Raw genomic sequence first — 17,070 nt, forward strand, 5'->3', positions numbered from 1 at the left:
AGAACTGTATTTACACAGTTCTTTTAAGCTTATTTTTCTATTACTAATAAATCTTTTGTTACAGAGTTTAAAACCTTGCATCCATCCTTAGTAACCATAACTAAGTCCTCTATTCTTACGCCTATTCTTCCTGGGATATATATTCCTGGCTCTATAGAAAAAATCATTCCCTCTTTTACTTCCTCATGGTTCACCGAGCTAACATCACCAAAATCATGATCTTCAATTCCTATACTATGCCCAGTTCTATGAGTAAAGTACTTTCCATACCCTTTTGATTCTATATAATCCCTCGCAGCTTTATCTATATCAGAGAATTTTACTCCCTCCTTAACCATAGATATTGCATTTAAATTAGCGTTTTTAACCACTTCATAAACTTCTCTATCTTCTTCACTTGGTTCACACCCAAAGAATACTGTCCTAGTCATATCTGAGCAATAAGATTTATACACTCCCCCAATATCAATTACTATACTTTGACCTTTTTTCAATGCAGTATTATCTGTTCCATGATGAGGATCTGCTCCATTAGGACTAAATGCAACTATAGGCGAAAAAGAAAATTCAAATACACCTTCTTCTTCATAAAGTTCTTTTACACGTTCTGCATAATACTTTTCAGTTTTTCCTTCTTCTAATTCACTTATTAACCTTTCAATTACTCTATCATTTTTTTCAGAAGATATGAACATTAACTCTTTTTCTTCTTCATCTTTAATCATTCTTAATCTATCTATAATTGGAGAGGCATTTACATATCCACTTGCAGCATTCATATCCATTAAAGAAATTAAGAAATGAGCTGGCCAGTTCTTATCTACCCCAATCCTTTCACTTTTATCTAAAAATGACGCTAATATTTCTACTGGCTTATCTGTATCCTCATACCAAACTAAATCTACACCTAACTCCTCTTCTACAGGGAATAACTTATTAACTATAAGCTTATGTTCTCCATTTGTCTTTAATAAAAGCGTAACCATTCTCTCCCCTGGATGAAACCATTTCCCTGTTAAATAAAATATTGCTGGAGGTGCTGAAACTAAAATTTGTTTTAACCCCTCATTTTTCATTTTTTCTAGTACTTTATTTACTCTATTTTCTTTCATTTGTTTCACTCCTAAAATATTAATTACTTTATTCTTATATTACATCACATTAATTATAATATCTATTTCTTTATGCTATAATTACTTATATATAAAGTGTATTGGAGGAATTTAAATGAAGATAGGAATTATATCAGATATACACGGAAACATTTATGCACTAATGAGAGTGTTAGAGGACTTAGATGATCAAAAAGTAGACACTATTATATGTCTTGGAGATTTAGTTGGATATGGCCCCCATCCAAATGAAGTAGTTTCTATGATTAGAAGAAAAAACATAATATGTATAAAAGGTAATTACGACGCTTCTGTAGTAGATGGAGCATACACTTATATTAGAGATACAGCAATTAACTCTTTCTCTCTTCCTTGGACTGTTGAAGAGTTAAGAGCAGAAAATAGATATTATCTAGATAATCTTCCTACAAATATTACTCTAGAGTTTAATGGTAAAAGAATAAAGTTTGTTCACGGAAGTAACAATTCTATTAATGAATATCTTTTAGAGGATTCAGATAACACAATTAATATTATGAATTCTTTAGAAGAAGATGTTTTAGTTTGTGCACATACACATATCCCATCAATAAAAGAATACAATAATAAATTATTTGTTAATGATGGTAGTGTAGGAAAGCCAAAAATAGGATCACCTGACTCAACATATTGTATTTTAGACATCGATAAGGATGGTAATATAAAAGGAAAAATAAGACACGTTTCTTATGAATATAAAAGAATAGTAAAAGATATGCAAATGTTAAACTTCCCTTCCGCTTTAGTAAGAAGTTTTGAAGAAGGCGTTGAATAGAAATTGGATTAAACATTTTTTACTATCTATCACTAAAAAGTAAGCTATTGCAAAATTGCAATAGCTTACTTTTTACCTCCAATTATTAACTGCTTCTAAGTAATACTCTATCAATTGAGGTCTTGAAAGTGTATTGCTTAACAGTTTGTCTTTATCAACTTTCTCATCTTCACTAAAAGAAAAAAGTTTATCAACGGTTTCATTGTTTAAAAATTTAGTTTCTACATCAACATGTATATTCTCTATATCTATAGGATTTCTTGATGCTAGCTGAAATCCCCACTCACCAAATGATGGTACTTGAACATGATATGGTAAAACATAAAACTCCTCTTCCTCTAATGTTTTATTAATACACCAAAAAGCTTTTTTAGCATAATATGGACTAGTTGACTGTACAGATATTATCCCACCTTCATTTAGATGACTTCCAACAAGTCTATAAAAAACATTAGTATAAAGCTTATTTAAATTTTCATCATTAGGGTCTGGCAGATCTATTAATATTACATCAAATAAATCATTACTGTCCTGAAGATATTTAAATGCATCATTATATACAACATTCAATTTACTACTAGTTAATGCACCCTTGTTTATATCTACTATGTTCTTATTATTTCTACATAATTCAACCATATCTTCATCTAAATCAACTAGTGTTATATTTTCAACATCTTCATATTTAAGTACTTCTCTAACAGCAAGTCCATCCCCACCGCCAAGAATCAATATTTTACTCTTACTTTTTGACACTGACATAGGAACATGAACTAAACTTTCATGATACCTATATTCATCAGAACTTGAAAATTGAATATTTCCATTAATAAATAATCTTAAGTCGTCCTTATGCTTAGTAACTACTATATTTTGATATGGTGTTTGTTCTTTTATTATTATTTTATCCCTGTATAGCTTACTTTCTATATTATTCGCTATATTCTCAGAAAAGATTGTGCCTAAAAGCATTAATAATAAAGCTAATACAGCACTTATCTTGAATAAATTAATATTCTTTATATAATTTTTGTACTTAAGAATTATAATAATTGAAATTATTATATTTAATGTTCCTGTTAAAAATGCTGTAGCAAAGTACCCAAACTTAGGTAAAAGAATTAATGGAAAAGCTATAGATCCTATTAACCCTCCAATATAATCAAAACTAAATATGCTTGATAATGTTACCCTTAAATTCTTTGCATTATCCTCAATTATTCTAGTTAGTAAAGGTATTTCTAAGCCCACAAGAGTTCCTATTAATATAATTTGTATATACATAACAAGTTCATAAGATTCTATATATACATTTGATAAAAATAGTATCAATGAACTTATTCCTCCAAATATCCCAACGCCTAACTCCACAAGTACAAACCAGTCAAACAAGTGCTTTCTAATGAACTTAGATAAATATGAGCCGACTCCCATTGCACACATATATAATCCAATAGTTATTGAAAATTGCTTAATGCTATCTCCAACTAAATATGAACTTACTGAACTAATTAAAACTTCATATATTATAGAACAACCTGATATTATCAATGTTGTCATCATCAGTATCTTATAATTAAATTTCTTATCTTCTTCCATTTAAATCACCAACAAATATTAAGTGTGATTTTATCACACTTAATATATTACTCCACTAATTAATAATGCTAATCCTATAAACATTCCCATGACCATTATTCCTGCAGCAGGATTACCCTCACCTATCTCCTTATTTAAATCATACTTTTTATTGAATACCTTCATAAACAAATACCCAATAATACAAAATATCATTCCTATAAAGAAATATAACACTGTACTTCCTATCCCCTCTAGTAATGTTTGTGTCGTATTAGATATACTTGGAGACATTACCGCTGCCCTTAATATTATTCCAACTGCAATAGATGATCCAGCCATAATATATCCTACTGCTAAATTTCTTTTCTTTATCTCTACAGGAAAATCACATGGTATTACTAAATCTACCAAGAAAGTTCCTAATGTCATTAAGACTATACCTATACATGAATAAAAAATTGTTATTAAAATATCTTGCATTATATATCCCCCTTTTTACTTTCCTGAACTTGTTCCCCCACCTGATGTAGGTCTAGAACTTGTACTACTTTGCCTTACACTCTCTGAATAATTTTTATATTTATCATTAGTATTTGGATTAATTGTTCCATCATCATAGTTTTCATAACTTGTTGTCTTTTTATTATATCTTGTCCTATCTGTATTGTATCCTCTGGAATAATAATATCTTCTATAATAAGACGCAGAACTATGTCTTGCTCTATATGGAGCATTACTGCTTGTATAAGAATATAACCTTGAGCTTACTTGAACCAATGTTTCATTAGATTCACTAAAATATACTAAGCAATATTCATCTTTAGTTAGTATTGCCACAGTACCGTCATCTGGATTCTCCTGAACATCCTCCACATCGCCATCTATTCCATCTATTATATCTTTTGATGAACCGTCTACAGTCAAGCTTGTCTTATAAACATCAGCCCTCTCATCACTTTCAACTTCTGATGTTATAGAAGTGCTATATTCATAGTTAATACTTGTCTTTAAATATTCTGATATTTTTCTAGAACCACTTCCACTGGTTGATGTAAAAAAAACTACTAAAGACATAAGTATCAATAAAACTACAACTCCACCTATAAAAATTGACAACGTATTATTTCTTAATTTATGTGAAGAATCTGCACTATTAGCATACCTATCTTCTTCATATGTTGTTGTATATTCTCTAGTAATCTCACCTTTATCTAAATAATATCCTGTTGAATACTCCTTATCTCCCTCCCAATCTTCAATAGAAATAACTTTCTCTTCTGTTATATCTTCAAATTCCCTATAACTTACATTATCTCCAACCTGTGTATCACTTACTCCTTCGACATAAGTTACCTTAGCCGTACCATAGTCGGCCTCTTTATATCCTTTTTTCAGTATTTCATCCTCACTAAATCCCCTAGAGCTATTTTTTTGAGTATATAGTGCATATTCATCATAAGTTTCGTCAACACTTAGCCACTTTATTTCTTTTGTATTAGCACACATTACTTTATACTCTGTCCATTTATAATTATCAGCATAATTTATAAATGATATTTTCCCTAATACTGAATATAAGATTCCCTCTATCTTTATTTTAGAATTAATATCAAAATTCATTTTTACCCCCAAAAACTAAAAACTCAATTTATTTGAATTATATAAACTAAAACTTTTTATATATATTTTTTTCACCTCTTCAGTAGCATCATAAACTCCAGTATTAGCATCATATTCACTACTGCTTATCTGTATTAATATCTCTCCTAATATACTAGTATAAATAATACAAAGTTCTTTATCATCCATAAGTACTATAGTACCAGTTTCTACATCTTTAGTTTTATAGCTTACACTGGCATTATTTAATATTATATTTTCTGTTCTTTCTAATGTCTCTGATGAGCTATATACATTAGCTAAGCTATTACCATCACTCAAAGATGTTTTGTAGGTAAAATTTTTATCAAACCTTACTACATTATCAAGGGTCTCCCCCTTAATTACTCCAATAAACTTAATCCCTAAGAAAACTAAAATAAGCACTAGACAAATAGTAAAGATAGAATATGAAGTTTTTCTAAATCTTTCTTCATCAGAGTTTTCTACAACATTTAATTCATATATATTATCATACATTCCATCTTCATCTTTTACCCCATCAAAATCTGTTTTTACACTACTAGTTGGTACACTTATTCTATTTTCATTTATAAATTCCCCTATTGAATATTCCTCTTCATCATTCCATCCTTTATATTCTATAACCTTTCCTATAAATTCATTTTCAAACCTTCTATACTTTATTTCATCTCCATTACTCCTATTGGAAAGTCCGGTATTAACCACTATTTCTGCAGTTCCTGAACTATATAAAATAAAATTATTACTAAATAATTCATTAGAGTCAATTCCCCTAAAAAACTCTCTATTTTGAAATAATATGTATTCTTTATAAGCTTCATTTACTTCTAACCAACATACTTTATTACTATCTAAATCTTCCAATATATATTCTGCCCACTTTTCTTTAGTATTCATATTAGAAAATGTTGTTACCCCAATAACTCTATAATTATTATCATCAATTTTCAATTTAGAATTAGTCCTAAAGAACACCTCACTCACCCTCCTATATTTTACCACAAAGAGTAATAAGCATACAAAAAAGAGTAATGAATCTAATCTTTGTTCACTACTCTTTTTATACTCTAGTTATTACTTAAGTATGCCAACTACCTTTATACCTCTCATAGATTCTAAATTGTTGGAATGACATGAATAGAATTGCTCTGTCAAATCCTTTCCCGCTTGCACTCCAAAATGATTACCACTCCTCCAAAAAGAACTTTCAGTAACATCATATATAGTTCCATCCACAGCTACATATGCACTATTACCATTCTTTCCATCAAACCCTTCTAGCTCTTCTAAGGTAAATTCTTTACCTGATCTATATCCAGTTACTTCTTCATTATTTTCAGATTCATTAGAATCATTAATAATTAACTCAATATCATCTATAATATCTTTTATTTCTTCTATTATAGCTTCTCTGTCTTCTTCACTTCTGGACACTAATACCCCCTTTAAGTAATTTAGTCTATTAAACTTCTTTAATAACAATTTTTCTTGGTTCATATATTCCTCCAAAATCATAATCTATAATAATGTATGATAGATAAGTTGCATTTGTTAGAAAAGTATTGTAAAATTTACTTATTATATTTTATTAACTTTGACGAGAAGAGTAATCTTAGGAAGTAGTCTTAGCGAATAAGGGATGGTGTAAGCCTTATACGAAGCCTAATGATGAAGAACATCTCCGAGTTTCTAACCGAAAGTTTTATAACAAGTAGACTTAGACGTAGCCAACACGTTACAGTTGGAAGACATTATATAGTGTCTATTAAGGTGGCTATTTATAGCAAATTAGGTGGTACCGCGAATTTTACTTTCGTCCTGATAATAGGATGAAAGTTTTTTTATTTTTAGGATAAAATAACTATTAATATTAACAGGAGGTATGAAATGAACAAATCAACATTAGTAAAATCACTTTACAGAAACACAAGTGAATATTTATCAAAAGACATTACAATTTCAGGATGGATTAGAACTTTAAGAGCTTCAAATGCTTTTGGTTTTATAGAAGTTAACGATGGATCATTCTTCAAAAACATTCAAGTAGTTTTTGATAACAAACTAGAAAACTTTAAAGAAGTTTCTAAGTTACCTATTAGTTCATCAATAACAGTTATAGGTACTCTAGTTGAAACTCCTGAAGCTAAGCAACCATTTGAAATTCATGCAAAGGAAGTTATTGTTGAAGGTTTATCAGACTCTGATTACCCACTACAAAAGAAAAGACATACTTTTGAGTATTTAAGAACAATAGCTCACTTAAGACCAAGAAGTAACGCTTTTTCAGCAGTATTCAGAGTTCGTTCAGTTGCAGCTTATGCTATTCATAAGTTCTTCCAAGAACAAGGCTTTGTTTACACTAACACTCCAATATTAACAGGTAGTGACTGTGAAGGTGCAGGTGAAATGTTTAGAGTAACTACTCTTGACTTACACAACATCCCAAAAACTGAAGAAGGCGCTATAGACTTTAAGGAAGATTTCTTTGGTAAAGAGACTAACCTTACAGTTTCAGGACAATTAAATGCTGAAACTTTTGCACTTGCATTTAGAAATGTTTATACTTTTGGTCCTACATTTAGAGCTGAAAACTCAAACACAGCAAGACATGCTGCTGAATTCTGGATGGTAGAACCTGAAATAGCTTTTGCAGATTTACAAGATGATATGGAACTTGCAGAAGATATGTTAAAGTATGTAATCAAGTATGTTATGGATGAATGTCCAGAAGAAATGGCATTCTTCAATCAATTTGTTGATAAAGGATTACTAGAAAGACTTAACCATGTAGTTTCTTCAGACTTCGGTAAAGTTACTTATACAGAAGCTGTTGAAATATTAAAAAGCTGCGGTAAAGCTTTTGAATATGACGTAGAATGGGGTATAGACCTTCAAACTGAACATGAAAGATATTTAACTGAAGAATACTTTAAGAAGCCAGTATTCGTTACTGATTATCCAAAAGACATTAAAGCATTCTATATGAGATTAAATGATGATGGAAAAACTGTTGCAGCAACTGACTGTTTAGTTCCTGGAATAGGTGAAATCATTGGAGGAAGTCAAAGAGAAGAAAGACTTGATGTATTAAAGAGCAGAATGGCTGAATTAGGTCTTAAGGAAGAAGATTACTGGTGGTATTTAGAACTTAGAAAGTATGGAGAAACTAAACATGCTGGTTTTGGTCTTGGATTTGAAAGACTAATCATGTACATCACTGGTATGAGCAATATAAGAGACGTTATACCATTCCCAAGAACTACAGGACAATCTGATTTCTAATATAAATAAAGCTAGTAAACAGCTTGTTTACTAGCTTTTCTTTATTATCCTAAATCAACTTTCGAACTAAAGCTATTAAACATTGCTGTCCTTTTTAAATTATTATCTGCTGGCTCATATGTAGGATCTAGAGATAACGCTGCTCTATAATATTTTTGTGCTAATTGCCTATCTCCTGTTTTTTCTTCAATAACTCCAAGAAGATTTTGTATTTCTGCACTACTACTGTCATTCACTAACGCCTCTTTTAAGCAGAATTTAGCTTTATCATAATCCTTGTTAAAGATAGCATCTCTAGCTTCTTCTATATATCTTGAGATATCTTTATCTACTCTTAAAATATTCATATCTTTATCTAATACTTCTTTTACAACATCTCTAACTTTAGAAATAGTAAATGGCTTACTCAAAAAATCTACTGCTCCAATCTTCATAGAATCTACTGCCATTTCAACTGTTCCAAATGCAGTCATCATGATAACTCTAGTTGAATTTCCAAACTTTCTTATTCTTTTTAACACATCAAATCCATTTAATTCTGGCATTTGTACATCCATTAAAATAAGATCATATTTTTTATTATAAATTAATTGCAATGCCTCTTCACCGTTACTAGCTTCTTCTATATAGTACCCTTCCTTTGCAAGGCATTTATTAAGCCCTAATCTAATATTACTTTCATCATCAACTATTAATATCTTTTTCATAAATAACCCCTCCAAGCTTAAGAGTAAAATAAAAAGTACTTCCTACACCAATAATACTATCTACCCATATATCACCACTATTTGCCTTTATAATCTCCTTACAAATAGCTAAACCTAATCCTGAACTTCCAGAATTATTTTTATTATTGCTTTTTATTTGCACAAACTTATCAAATATCTTTTTCTGATCACATTCTTCAATACCCTCTCCATTATCTTTAACAGAGATAAGCATTGTATTATTAACTTCTTTAACAGATATCTCTATTAACCCTTCACCGTTACTATCAACGTATCTTAAGGCATTACCTAATAAATTAGCTAAAACCAAAGAAACTTTACTTTCATCAGCTTTTACATTCTTATTAACTCCATTTATATCTATATTTAATCCTACCTTTTTTTCTTCTAATTGCATCTTAAATGATTTCTTTACTTCAATTATTGTTTTTGATATATCAAATTCTTTTATATCCATTACTATCTTCCCAGATTCCATTTTTGATAAATCCAAAAGATCATTCACAAGATTATTAAGCCTATCGCTATCATTACTTATAATATCTAGCAATTCTTTTTTTCCTTCTTCTCCTTCGTAGGCTTCTTCTTTAAGTAGCTCTACAGCCATAATTATAGATGTTAATGGGGTTCTAAATTCGTGAGAAACGGTGGATATGAATTCAGATTTCATGTTATCTATCTCTTTAAACTTAGTTATATCTTGCATTATTGTTACAGTACCAATATTTTTTTCATTCCTAAACCATATCGGATTTGATATAACTTTAAAATACTTTTTTAAATCCCCTTCCCCAAGTTCTATATATTCAACTCCCTTATATTCTTTAATAGACTCCCTTGATTTTTTTATTATATTAAAAATATCTCTATTATTTATCCCCTCAAGGAAATGTCTACCAAATATATTTTTTTCTTTAACGTCAAGAAGTCTTTCTGCTGATTTATTTACCATATTAATCTTATTGCTACCATCAGTAACAATAAGGGGGGAATCTATACTTTCTATTATTGCTTCACCTTTTTGTTTCTCTCTTAATATCTCATTAATATTTAATTGTTCATACTCTCTTAATTTAGATACCATTATATTAAAATCATTTAGTATATAATTTACCTCTTTTTCTCTATTAAGTGGTATAGAATACTCATATTTCCCCCTTGATACCTCATTTATTCCTACTGCTAAATCCTCTAATGGATGAATAAGTTTATTTAGCAGATACCACATGATAGACATCCCTAATAGTAATACGACCATTGACATTCCCAATGTTGAATAACTAGCTTTATCAGCTAACCTTTGTGACTCTAACTTTTTAGTTAACATTGAATTTTGGTTTATTTCTAAAAGATTACTACATTCTTTTTTCAATATTTCAAAGCAAGGTAATACATCGGTATAATAATATCTACTTGTAATATTATTTCCTTCATTACTTTTTAGCTTTTCTAGTTTATTAACCTTATTTGTATATTCTACATAATGCTTCTCTATATTAGAAATAATTTTCCCCTCTCCATCCTCCGTAATATTATCCTTTGCTTTATAAAACCATTCTAAAAATTTCATATGGTTAGATTCATATTCACTTCCAAGACTTAAATTCTCTTCAAAGATAAAAGCCAGCTCAATACTGTCTTGCCTTTCTATAGCATCATTCATGCTCTGAGCAGCAACAACACTGTCATAATTAGAAAGCATTATTGACTCTATCGACTTTTGAAGCTTATTAAAATAATTTATAGATACAAGGCTATTTCCAACAGTAAAAAAAATAAACACAACTAAAATTAAATATATTTTTGATTTTATACTTTTCATAATCTAACTTATTCCTCATCCTAAAGTCTTACTAATCTGTAACCTACTCCAATATGAGTCTGAATATAGCTTCCTGTTTTTTTGCCTTTCTCAATTTTCTTTCTTAATGTAGCCATAAAAACTCTTAATGACGGTATATCACTATCTAATGAACTTTGCCATATCTCTTTTAATATGTATTTATGAGTAAGAACTTTCCCTACATTTTTAGCCAATAAACAAATAAGCTTAAATTCTATAGGCGTTAGATGAGTCTCTTCTCCATCTACAAAAACACATCCTGATACATAATCTACTTTTAATCCTCCATTAATAAATTCTGTACTTTCGCTATTTTTTGTATTATCATAATTCATTTTTCTTATAGCAACTCTAATTCTTGCTAAAAGTTCATCAACACTAAAAGGCTTAGTTAGGTAATCATCAGCACCTGAGTCTAAAGCTTCAATCTTATCTTTATCTTCGCTTCTAGCACTTACCACAATTATTGGACAGTTTGACCACATTCTAACTTTTTTTATAATCTCTCCTCCATCAATATCAGGTAATCCTAAATCTAAAATTATTATATCTGGCCTTTTAGATGTAGCTAATAAAATAGCTTGCTCTCCATTCTCTGCTGTATAGCAATCATAAGAATGTACTTCTAGTGTAGCACTAATAAAGTTTCTTATTGCCTTATCATCCTCTACTACTAAAATTGATGTCTTCATTATTCCTTACCTCCACTAAATCTAATGTGAACCCCATTATCGTTCCTTTCGGTTTATTATCTCTAACATATATTTTTCCTCCATGTGCATTTATTATAGATTTACACAGTGCTAACCCTAAACCTAAGCCCCTTCTATTGTCTCCTCTGTTTCCATTCACAGTAAAGAACATATCAAATATGCATTTCTTATCTTGTTCACTTATTCCACTTCCATTATCAGCTACCTCTATTACTACCTTTTTACCTCTTACAAATGAATTTATAGTTATTTCTGAACCTTCATCTGTATACTTTATAGCATTATCTACTATATTTATTACAACTTGAACTATTAATCTAACATCTACATTAACCATTAATAGTTCATTTTGTAAATTTACATTAATCTTATATTTAACTGACTTTCTATTAACATGTTGTAATGCCTCATTTATTATTTCCTCCACAAGTTGAGGTTCAGTTCGTAAATTAACATTTCCATTATCTATTCTTGATACTGACAATAAATTTTCTACTAAATTAATCAACCATAAAGAGTCATCATATATATCTAAAATTAATTTTCTCTTTGTATCTTCATCAAAGTTATTAGATAATATCGAATTTGCACTTCCTGATATACTTGTAAGAGGTGTTCTCAAATCATGAGATACCGCCCTTAAAAGATTTGCTCTAAATCTCTCATTTTCTGCTTGCATCAATGCTTTTTTTTGTAATTCATTTAATAAAAACTTTTCTATCGCAAATGATATCTGATTTAATAATGCAGCAAACAATGACTTTTCACCACTGTCTATTCTCTCCTCTGTATTAATAACAATTCCTACAACTGCCATTACTTTTTTCTCTCCAACTAAGGGCGTATACATTAGCTTTGCTCCTGGAAGAGTATCTGTATTTGCTCCTGCTCTTCTCTTATTTTTTATTACCCAACTAACAACAGCTTGTTCATCTACCCCTATAAACTTTTCTTCTAATTCTATTCCATCTTCATCTTTATAATTATAAACTTTACTTATCTTTTCATCCTCTGCTGTATAAATAACTACTGGTTCTTTAAGTAACTTATATATTTTCTCTTGAGCACATAATATAATACTATCTATATCATTACACCTTTCTAAATCTCTACTTAAATCCAATAATACATTAGTCCTGTATGCTATTATTGCAGATAAATTAGCTTGAGATTTTACTTTGCTCGTTAATGTACTCGTAACAAATGCTGCTATAAGCATTATAAAGAATGTAACTATATAACCTGGATCATCGGCGTTAAAGGTAAATCTTGGTTCTGTAAATAAAAAGTTAAAACTCATTACTCCTATAAATGATGAAACAGCACCATAAAATCTTCCTCTTGTTTGATTAGAAATAACAAGAACACCAAGTATAAATATTGTAATAATATTGGCTTCTCCAAACCCTGCTTTAAAAAACAACTGTCCTAACATTGCACAGAACGTTAATACTACTACAGTCTTTAAAGTATCTATTGCTGATAATTCTATCTGCTTTATATATTTTCTTTTTGGATTATATAAACGTGATTCTTTATCTGGAATGACGTATATATCTATATCCGGAGCTAATTCTATAAGCCTATCTACAACTCCAATTTTACTTGCAAATATATTTCTTCTTCTTTCACTTCTCCCAATAATAATTTTTGATACTCCACTTACTTTCGAAAATTCTGCAACTTGATAAGGAACATCATCTCCATAAACAGTTTCTATAACTGCTCCTAAATCTTCTGCTAATTTCAAATTATTTCTAAGTCTTTCTATATTCTTTGAACCTAACTCTTTTGAATAAGTAGTTTCTACAAACAAAGCTATAAATTTCCCATGAAAAGCTTCTGCCATTCTTGCAGCTGTTCTAATAACTTTTGCATTAGATGGAGAGGAGCTTAAACATACTAATATATGTTCATTTGTATGATAAACACTTTCTCCACAAACCTTATTTATACTTACTTCTTTATTAACTCTATCTGCTGTTTGCCTTAATGCTATCTCACGAAGGGCAGCTAAATTCTCTCTAGTAAAAAAGTTATTTAAGGCTCTTTTTGCTTGCATATTACTATATATTTTTCCTTCATTTAATCTATTTATTAAATCTGAAGGCTCTATATCTATAAGTTCTACCTGAAATGCCTCATTAAATATTCTATCTGGAACTCTTTCTTTAACTGTTATATGAGTAATTGATGCAACTATATCATTTAGGCTTTCTATATGTTGAACATTAACTGTAGTATAAACATCAATTCCTGCATCCAATAATTCTTCAATATCACTATATCTTTTTTTATGCCTTAATCCTTCTGCATTTGTATGCGCTAACTCATCAACAATAACAAGCTTAGGATTTCTTTTTAATGCTCCATCTAAATCAAACTCATTCAACTTTATATTTCTATAATCAACTTTTAGGGTTGGAAGTAATTCCAACCCTTCTAATAAAGCCAATGTTTCAGGTCTAGTATGAGGTTCAACATACCCAACAACTACATCTATACCTGATTTTTTAGCTGCATGAGCAGCATCTAGCATCGCATATGTCTTTCCAACACCTGCTGCATAACCAAAAAATATTTTTAACTTTCCTCTTTTATCTTGTCGCTCCGAGTTATTAACCTTCCTTAATAAGGTTTCAGGATTTGGCCGAACTTCTCCCATATAATCTATACCTCTCTATTCTAATATTCCATCTAAAGCAAGATTAACTTCTAAAACATTAACCACCTCTTCACCAAATATCCCAAACATTCTTCCTTTAGTATATTTATCAATTATTTTTTTTACTTCTTGAGTATCTAGGTTACGTGCTTTAGCTATTCTCTCAACTTGATACTGAGCGGCAGCAACTGATATATGAGGATCTAATCCACTACCTGAACATGTTACTAAATCAACAGGAATAGCCTCCTCTTTCACAGTTGGATTAGCCTTTCTAATCCTTTCAACCCTTTCTTTTACAAGCGCTTCATATTCTTCACTTGCTGGACTTAAATTTGATGGAGTTGCATACATTAAAGCGTTTCCCTCATCATCAGTAAAAGTTTCTGTATCAATATTCATTATACGCCCCCACAAATATTCATCACCTGTAAATTGTTGTGCTAACAAAATACTGCCATACTTCTTGCCATCAATTTCTATAATACTACCATTTGCTTTCTCTTTAAATAATACTTGTGATATTCCTGTCATTACTAAAGGATATACTAACCCACAAAGTACCGTAAAAACTATTATGCAAATAAAAGCCTTTTTTGCTACCTTCATTATAACTACCTCCTATACTATTCCAAGAGCTGTAATAATTACATCAATAATCTTAATTGCAATAAATGGAGCTATAATTCCTCCAATTCCATAAACTAATAAATTTCTTGATAAAAGCTTACTCGCTGGAACTTCTCTATATTTAACCCCCTTTAATGCAAGAGGTATTAAGGCTACTATAATTAAAGCATTATATATAACAGCAGAGAAGATTGCACTTTCTGGACTTGCTAATCTCATTATGTTTAATTTATCTAATTGAGGATAAAGTCCAATAAATAATGGTGGTATTATTGCAAAGTATTTAGCAATATCATTTGCAATACTAAAAGTAGTAAGAGCACCTCTAGTCATAAGCAACTGCTTACCTATACGAACAATATCAATTAACTTAGTTGGAGATGAATCCAAATCCACCATATTTCCTGCTTCTTTAGCAGCTTGAGTACCAGTATTCATAGCAACTGCCACATCAGCTTGCGCTAATGCTGGTGCATCATTTGTTCCATCACCAGTCATGGCAACTAAATGACCTTGCTTTTGGAAATCTTTAATCATATTAAGTTTTCCTTCTGGAGTAGCTTCAGCTAAAAAATCATCAACTCCTGCCTCAGCTGCTATTGCTGCCGCTGTAAGAGGGTTATCACCTGTAATCATTATTGTTTTAATTCCCATTTTTCTTAAATCTGCAAACTTTTCTTTAACCCCCTTCTTAACTATATCTTTTAAATGTACTATTCCTAATACCCTACCATTTTTAGCTACAACTAATGGAGTACCTCCAACATTAGCTATTTTTCTTACTTCTTCATCACATTCCTTAGAGAAGGAGCCGCCTTTTTCTTCTACATATCTCTTAATTGCATCTGCAGCACCTTTTCTTACTTCATTTCCAGAGAAATCTACTCCACTCATTCTTGTTTTAGCTGTAAATGGTATGAATGTAGCTTTTAATTCAGTCATATTACGTTCTCTAATTCCAAACTTTTCTTTGGCTAATATAACTATACTTCTTCCTTCTGGTGTTTCATCTGCTAATGATGCTAATTGAGCTGCATCAGCTAATTCTCTTTTATCAATACCATCAACCGGTACAAACTCACTAGCTTGCCTATTCCCTAATGTAATAGTTCCTGTCTTATCTAACATTAAAATATCAACATCTCCAGCAGCCTCTATTGCTCTACCACTCATAGCTAAAACATTCGCTTGATTTAGTCTACTCATTCCTGCAATACCTATAGCTGATAGCAATGCCCCTATTGTTGTTGGCGCTAAACATACTAATAATGCTAGTAACACTGTTACAGAAGTATTATTTTCTACACCTGCTTGAAGAAAGGAGAACTTTGAATAAGAATATAACGAAACAGTTACAGTTAAAAATATAATTGTTAATGCAACAAGTAATATTTGAAGAGCTATTTCATTAGGAGTTTTCTTTCTAGCCGCGCCTTCTACCATAGCTATCATTTTATCCATAAAACCTTCACCTGGATCATTACTAACCTTAATAACAATCCAATCTGATGTAACAGTTGTACCGCCAGTTACTGCACTTCTATCCCCTCCACTTTCACGAATTACTGGTGCAGATTCACCTGTAATTGCACTTTCATCTACTGATGCTGCTCCTTCTATAACATCACCATCTGCTGGGATTTGTTCTCCAGCATGAACAATAATTAAATCACCTTTTCTTAATTCTGATGAATTAACTTTAGTAACTTTAGATTTATCAGTAACAGAATCTATCTTACTAGCTACAACATCCTTTTTTGAAGCACGTAAGGAATCTGCTTGAGCTTTCCCCCTACCTTCTGCAATAGCTTCTGCAAAGTTAGCAAAGATAACAGTAAACCAAAGTAATATTGCAATTCCTAATATAAAACTAGGCGAATTATCTTTTATTCCAAATAGAGATATAGTATATAATATTGATGATAGTATTGAAGCTATATAAACTATAAACATTACTGGATTTTGAATTTGAACTTTAGGATTTAACTTAATAAATGAATCCTTAATAGCTCTTTTCATCATACTTTTATTAACTAGGAATTTTTCTTTCTTCATCTC

General features: G+C 30.3%; 14 protein-coding genes and 1 other annotated feature. Of the genes, 2 read left to right on the forward strand and 12 right to left on the reverse strand.

Going from position 1 to position 17,070, the window contains the following annotated elements; genetic code table 11:
* Window positions 1-29 precede the first annotated feature (29 nt).
* Window positions 30-1,112 (reverse strand): M24 family metallopeptidase, encoded by a 1,083-nt coding sequence (locus G594_RS0110415; RefSeq protein ID WP_027098526.1) that lies wholly within the window; start codon window positions 1,110-1,112, stop codon window positions 30-32.
* A 115-nt stretch (window positions 1,113-1,227) separates the two neighbouring features.
* Between G594_RS0110415 and G594_RS0110420 the strand changes: the two genes are divergently transcribed.
* On the forward strand, window positions 1,228-1,926 hold the full coding sequence (locus G594_RS0110420) for a metallophosphoesterase family protein (RefSeq protein ID WP_027098527.1): 699 nt from the start codon (window positions 1,228-1,230) through the stop codon (window positions 1,924-1,926).
* Window positions 1,927-1,998: 72 nt separating this feature from the next.
* Here G594_RS0110420 and G594_RS0110425 read toward each other — a convergent pair whose 3' ends face one another.
* From G594_RS0110425 to G594_RS18785, 5 genes are all read right to left on the reverse strand, one after another.
* On the reverse strand, window positions 1,999-3,525 hold the full coding sequence (locus G594_RS0110425; RefSeq protein ID WP_027098528.1) for a polyamine aminopropyltransferase: 1,527 nt from the start codon (window positions 3,523-3,525) through the stop codon (window positions 1,999-2,001).
* Between the two features lie 39 nt (window positions 3,526-3,564).
* Window positions 3,565-3,987, reverse strand: coding sequence for a DUF350 domain-containing protein (locus G594_RS0110430; RefSeq protein WP_027098529.1), 423 nt, complete (start codon window positions 3,985-3,987; stop codon window positions 3,565-3,567).
* A gap of 15 nt (window positions 3,988-4,002) precedes the next feature.
* On the reverse strand, window positions 4,003-5,127 hold the full coding sequence (locus G594_RS0110435; protein WP_034866442.1) for a DUF4178 domain-containing protein: 1,125 nt from the start codon (window positions 5,125-5,127) through the stop codon (window positions 4,003-4,005).
* A gap of 15 nt (window positions 5,128-5,142) precedes the next feature.
* Window positions 5,143-6,126 (reverse strand): DUF4178 domain-containing protein, encoded by a 984-nt coding sequence (locus G594_RS0110440; protein ID WP_027098531.1) that lies wholly within the window; start codon window positions 6,124-6,126, stop codon window positions 5,143-5,145.
* Between the two features lie 99 nt (window positions 6,127-6,225).
* Window positions 6,226-6,648 (reverse strand): cytochrome b5 domain-containing protein, encoded by a 423-nt coding sequence (locus G594_RS18785; RefSeq protein ID WP_051195977.1) that lies wholly within the window; start codon window positions 6,646-6,648, stop codon window positions 6,226-6,228.
* A gap of 88 nt (window positions 6,649-6,736) precedes the next feature.
* Window positions 6,737-6,975: a binding site (T-box leader), on the forward strand.
* A gap of 63 nt (window positions 6,976-7,038) precedes the next feature.
* Here G594_RS18785 and asnS point away from each other — a divergent pair.
* A complete protein-coding gene (gene asnS / locus G594_RS0110450) occupies window positions 7,039-8,433 on the forward strand; it encodes an asparagine--tRNA ligase (protein ID WP_027098532.1) in 1,395 nt (464 codons plus the stop codon).
* 44 nt (window positions 8,434-8,477) lie between these two features.
* Here asnS and G594_RS0110455 read toward each other — a convergent pair whose 3' ends face one another.
* The 6 genes from G594_RS0110455 to kdpB are packed head-to-tail and all read right to left on the reverse strand — an operon-like array spanning window position 8,478 to window position 17,067.
* Window positions 8,478-9,140: a response regulator gene (locus G594_RS0110455; RefSeq protein ID WP_027098533.1), complete on the reverse strand. Its 663-nt coding sequence runs from the start codon at window positions 9,138-9,140 to the stop codon at window positions 8,478-8,480.
* Window positions 9,118-10,983: a HAMP domain-containing sensor histidine kinase gene (locus tag G594_RS18790; protein ID WP_051195978.1), complete on the reverse strand. Its 1,866-nt coding sequence runs from the start codon at window positions 10,981-10,983 to the stop codon at window positions 9,118-9,120. The genes G594_RS0110455 and G594_RS18790 overlap by 23 nt, the downstream gene beginning before the upstream one ends.
* A 20-nt stretch (window positions 10,984-11,003) precedes the next feature.
* Window positions 11,004-11,696: a response regulator gene (locus G594_RS0110465; RefSeq protein ID WP_081663676.1), complete on the reverse strand. Its 693-nt coding sequence runs from the start codon at window positions 11,694-11,696 to the stop codon at window positions 11,004-11,006.
* The gene (locus G594_RS0110470; RefSeq protein ID WP_027098535.1) at window positions 11,665-14,382 is read right to left on the reverse strand and encodes a sensor histidine kinase; all 2,718 of its coding nucleotides are present in this window, start codon (window positions 14,380-14,382) and stop codon (window positions 11,665-11,667) included. Before G594_RS0110470 ends, G594_RS0110465 begins: the two co-directional genes overlap by 32 nt.
* 15 nt (window positions 14,383-14,397) lie before the next feature.
* Window positions 14,398-14,991, reverse strand: a complete 594-nt coding sequence (gene kdpC / locus G594_RS0110475) for a potassium-transporting ATPase subunit KdpC (RefSeq protein ID WP_027098536.1) — start codon at window positions 14,989-14,991, stop codon at window positions 14,398-14,400.
* A gap of 12 nt (window positions 14,992-15,003) precedes the next feature.
* Window positions 15,004-17,067 carry a potassium-transporting ATPase subunit KdpB gene (gene kdpB, locus G594_RS0110480; RefSeq protein WP_027098537.1) on the reverse strand — a complete coding sequence of 688 codons (2,064 nt, stop codon included), beginning with the start codon at window positions 17,065-17,067 and terminating at the stop codon, window positions 15,004-15,006.
* Window positions 17,068-17,070 lie beyond the last annotated feature (3 nt).

The organism is Clostridium paraputrificum AGR2156, from assembly GCF_000424025.1.
Taxonomy (GTDB): domain Bacteria; phylum Bacillota; class Clostridia; order Clostridiales; family Clostridiaceae; genus Clostridium; species Clostridium paraputrificum.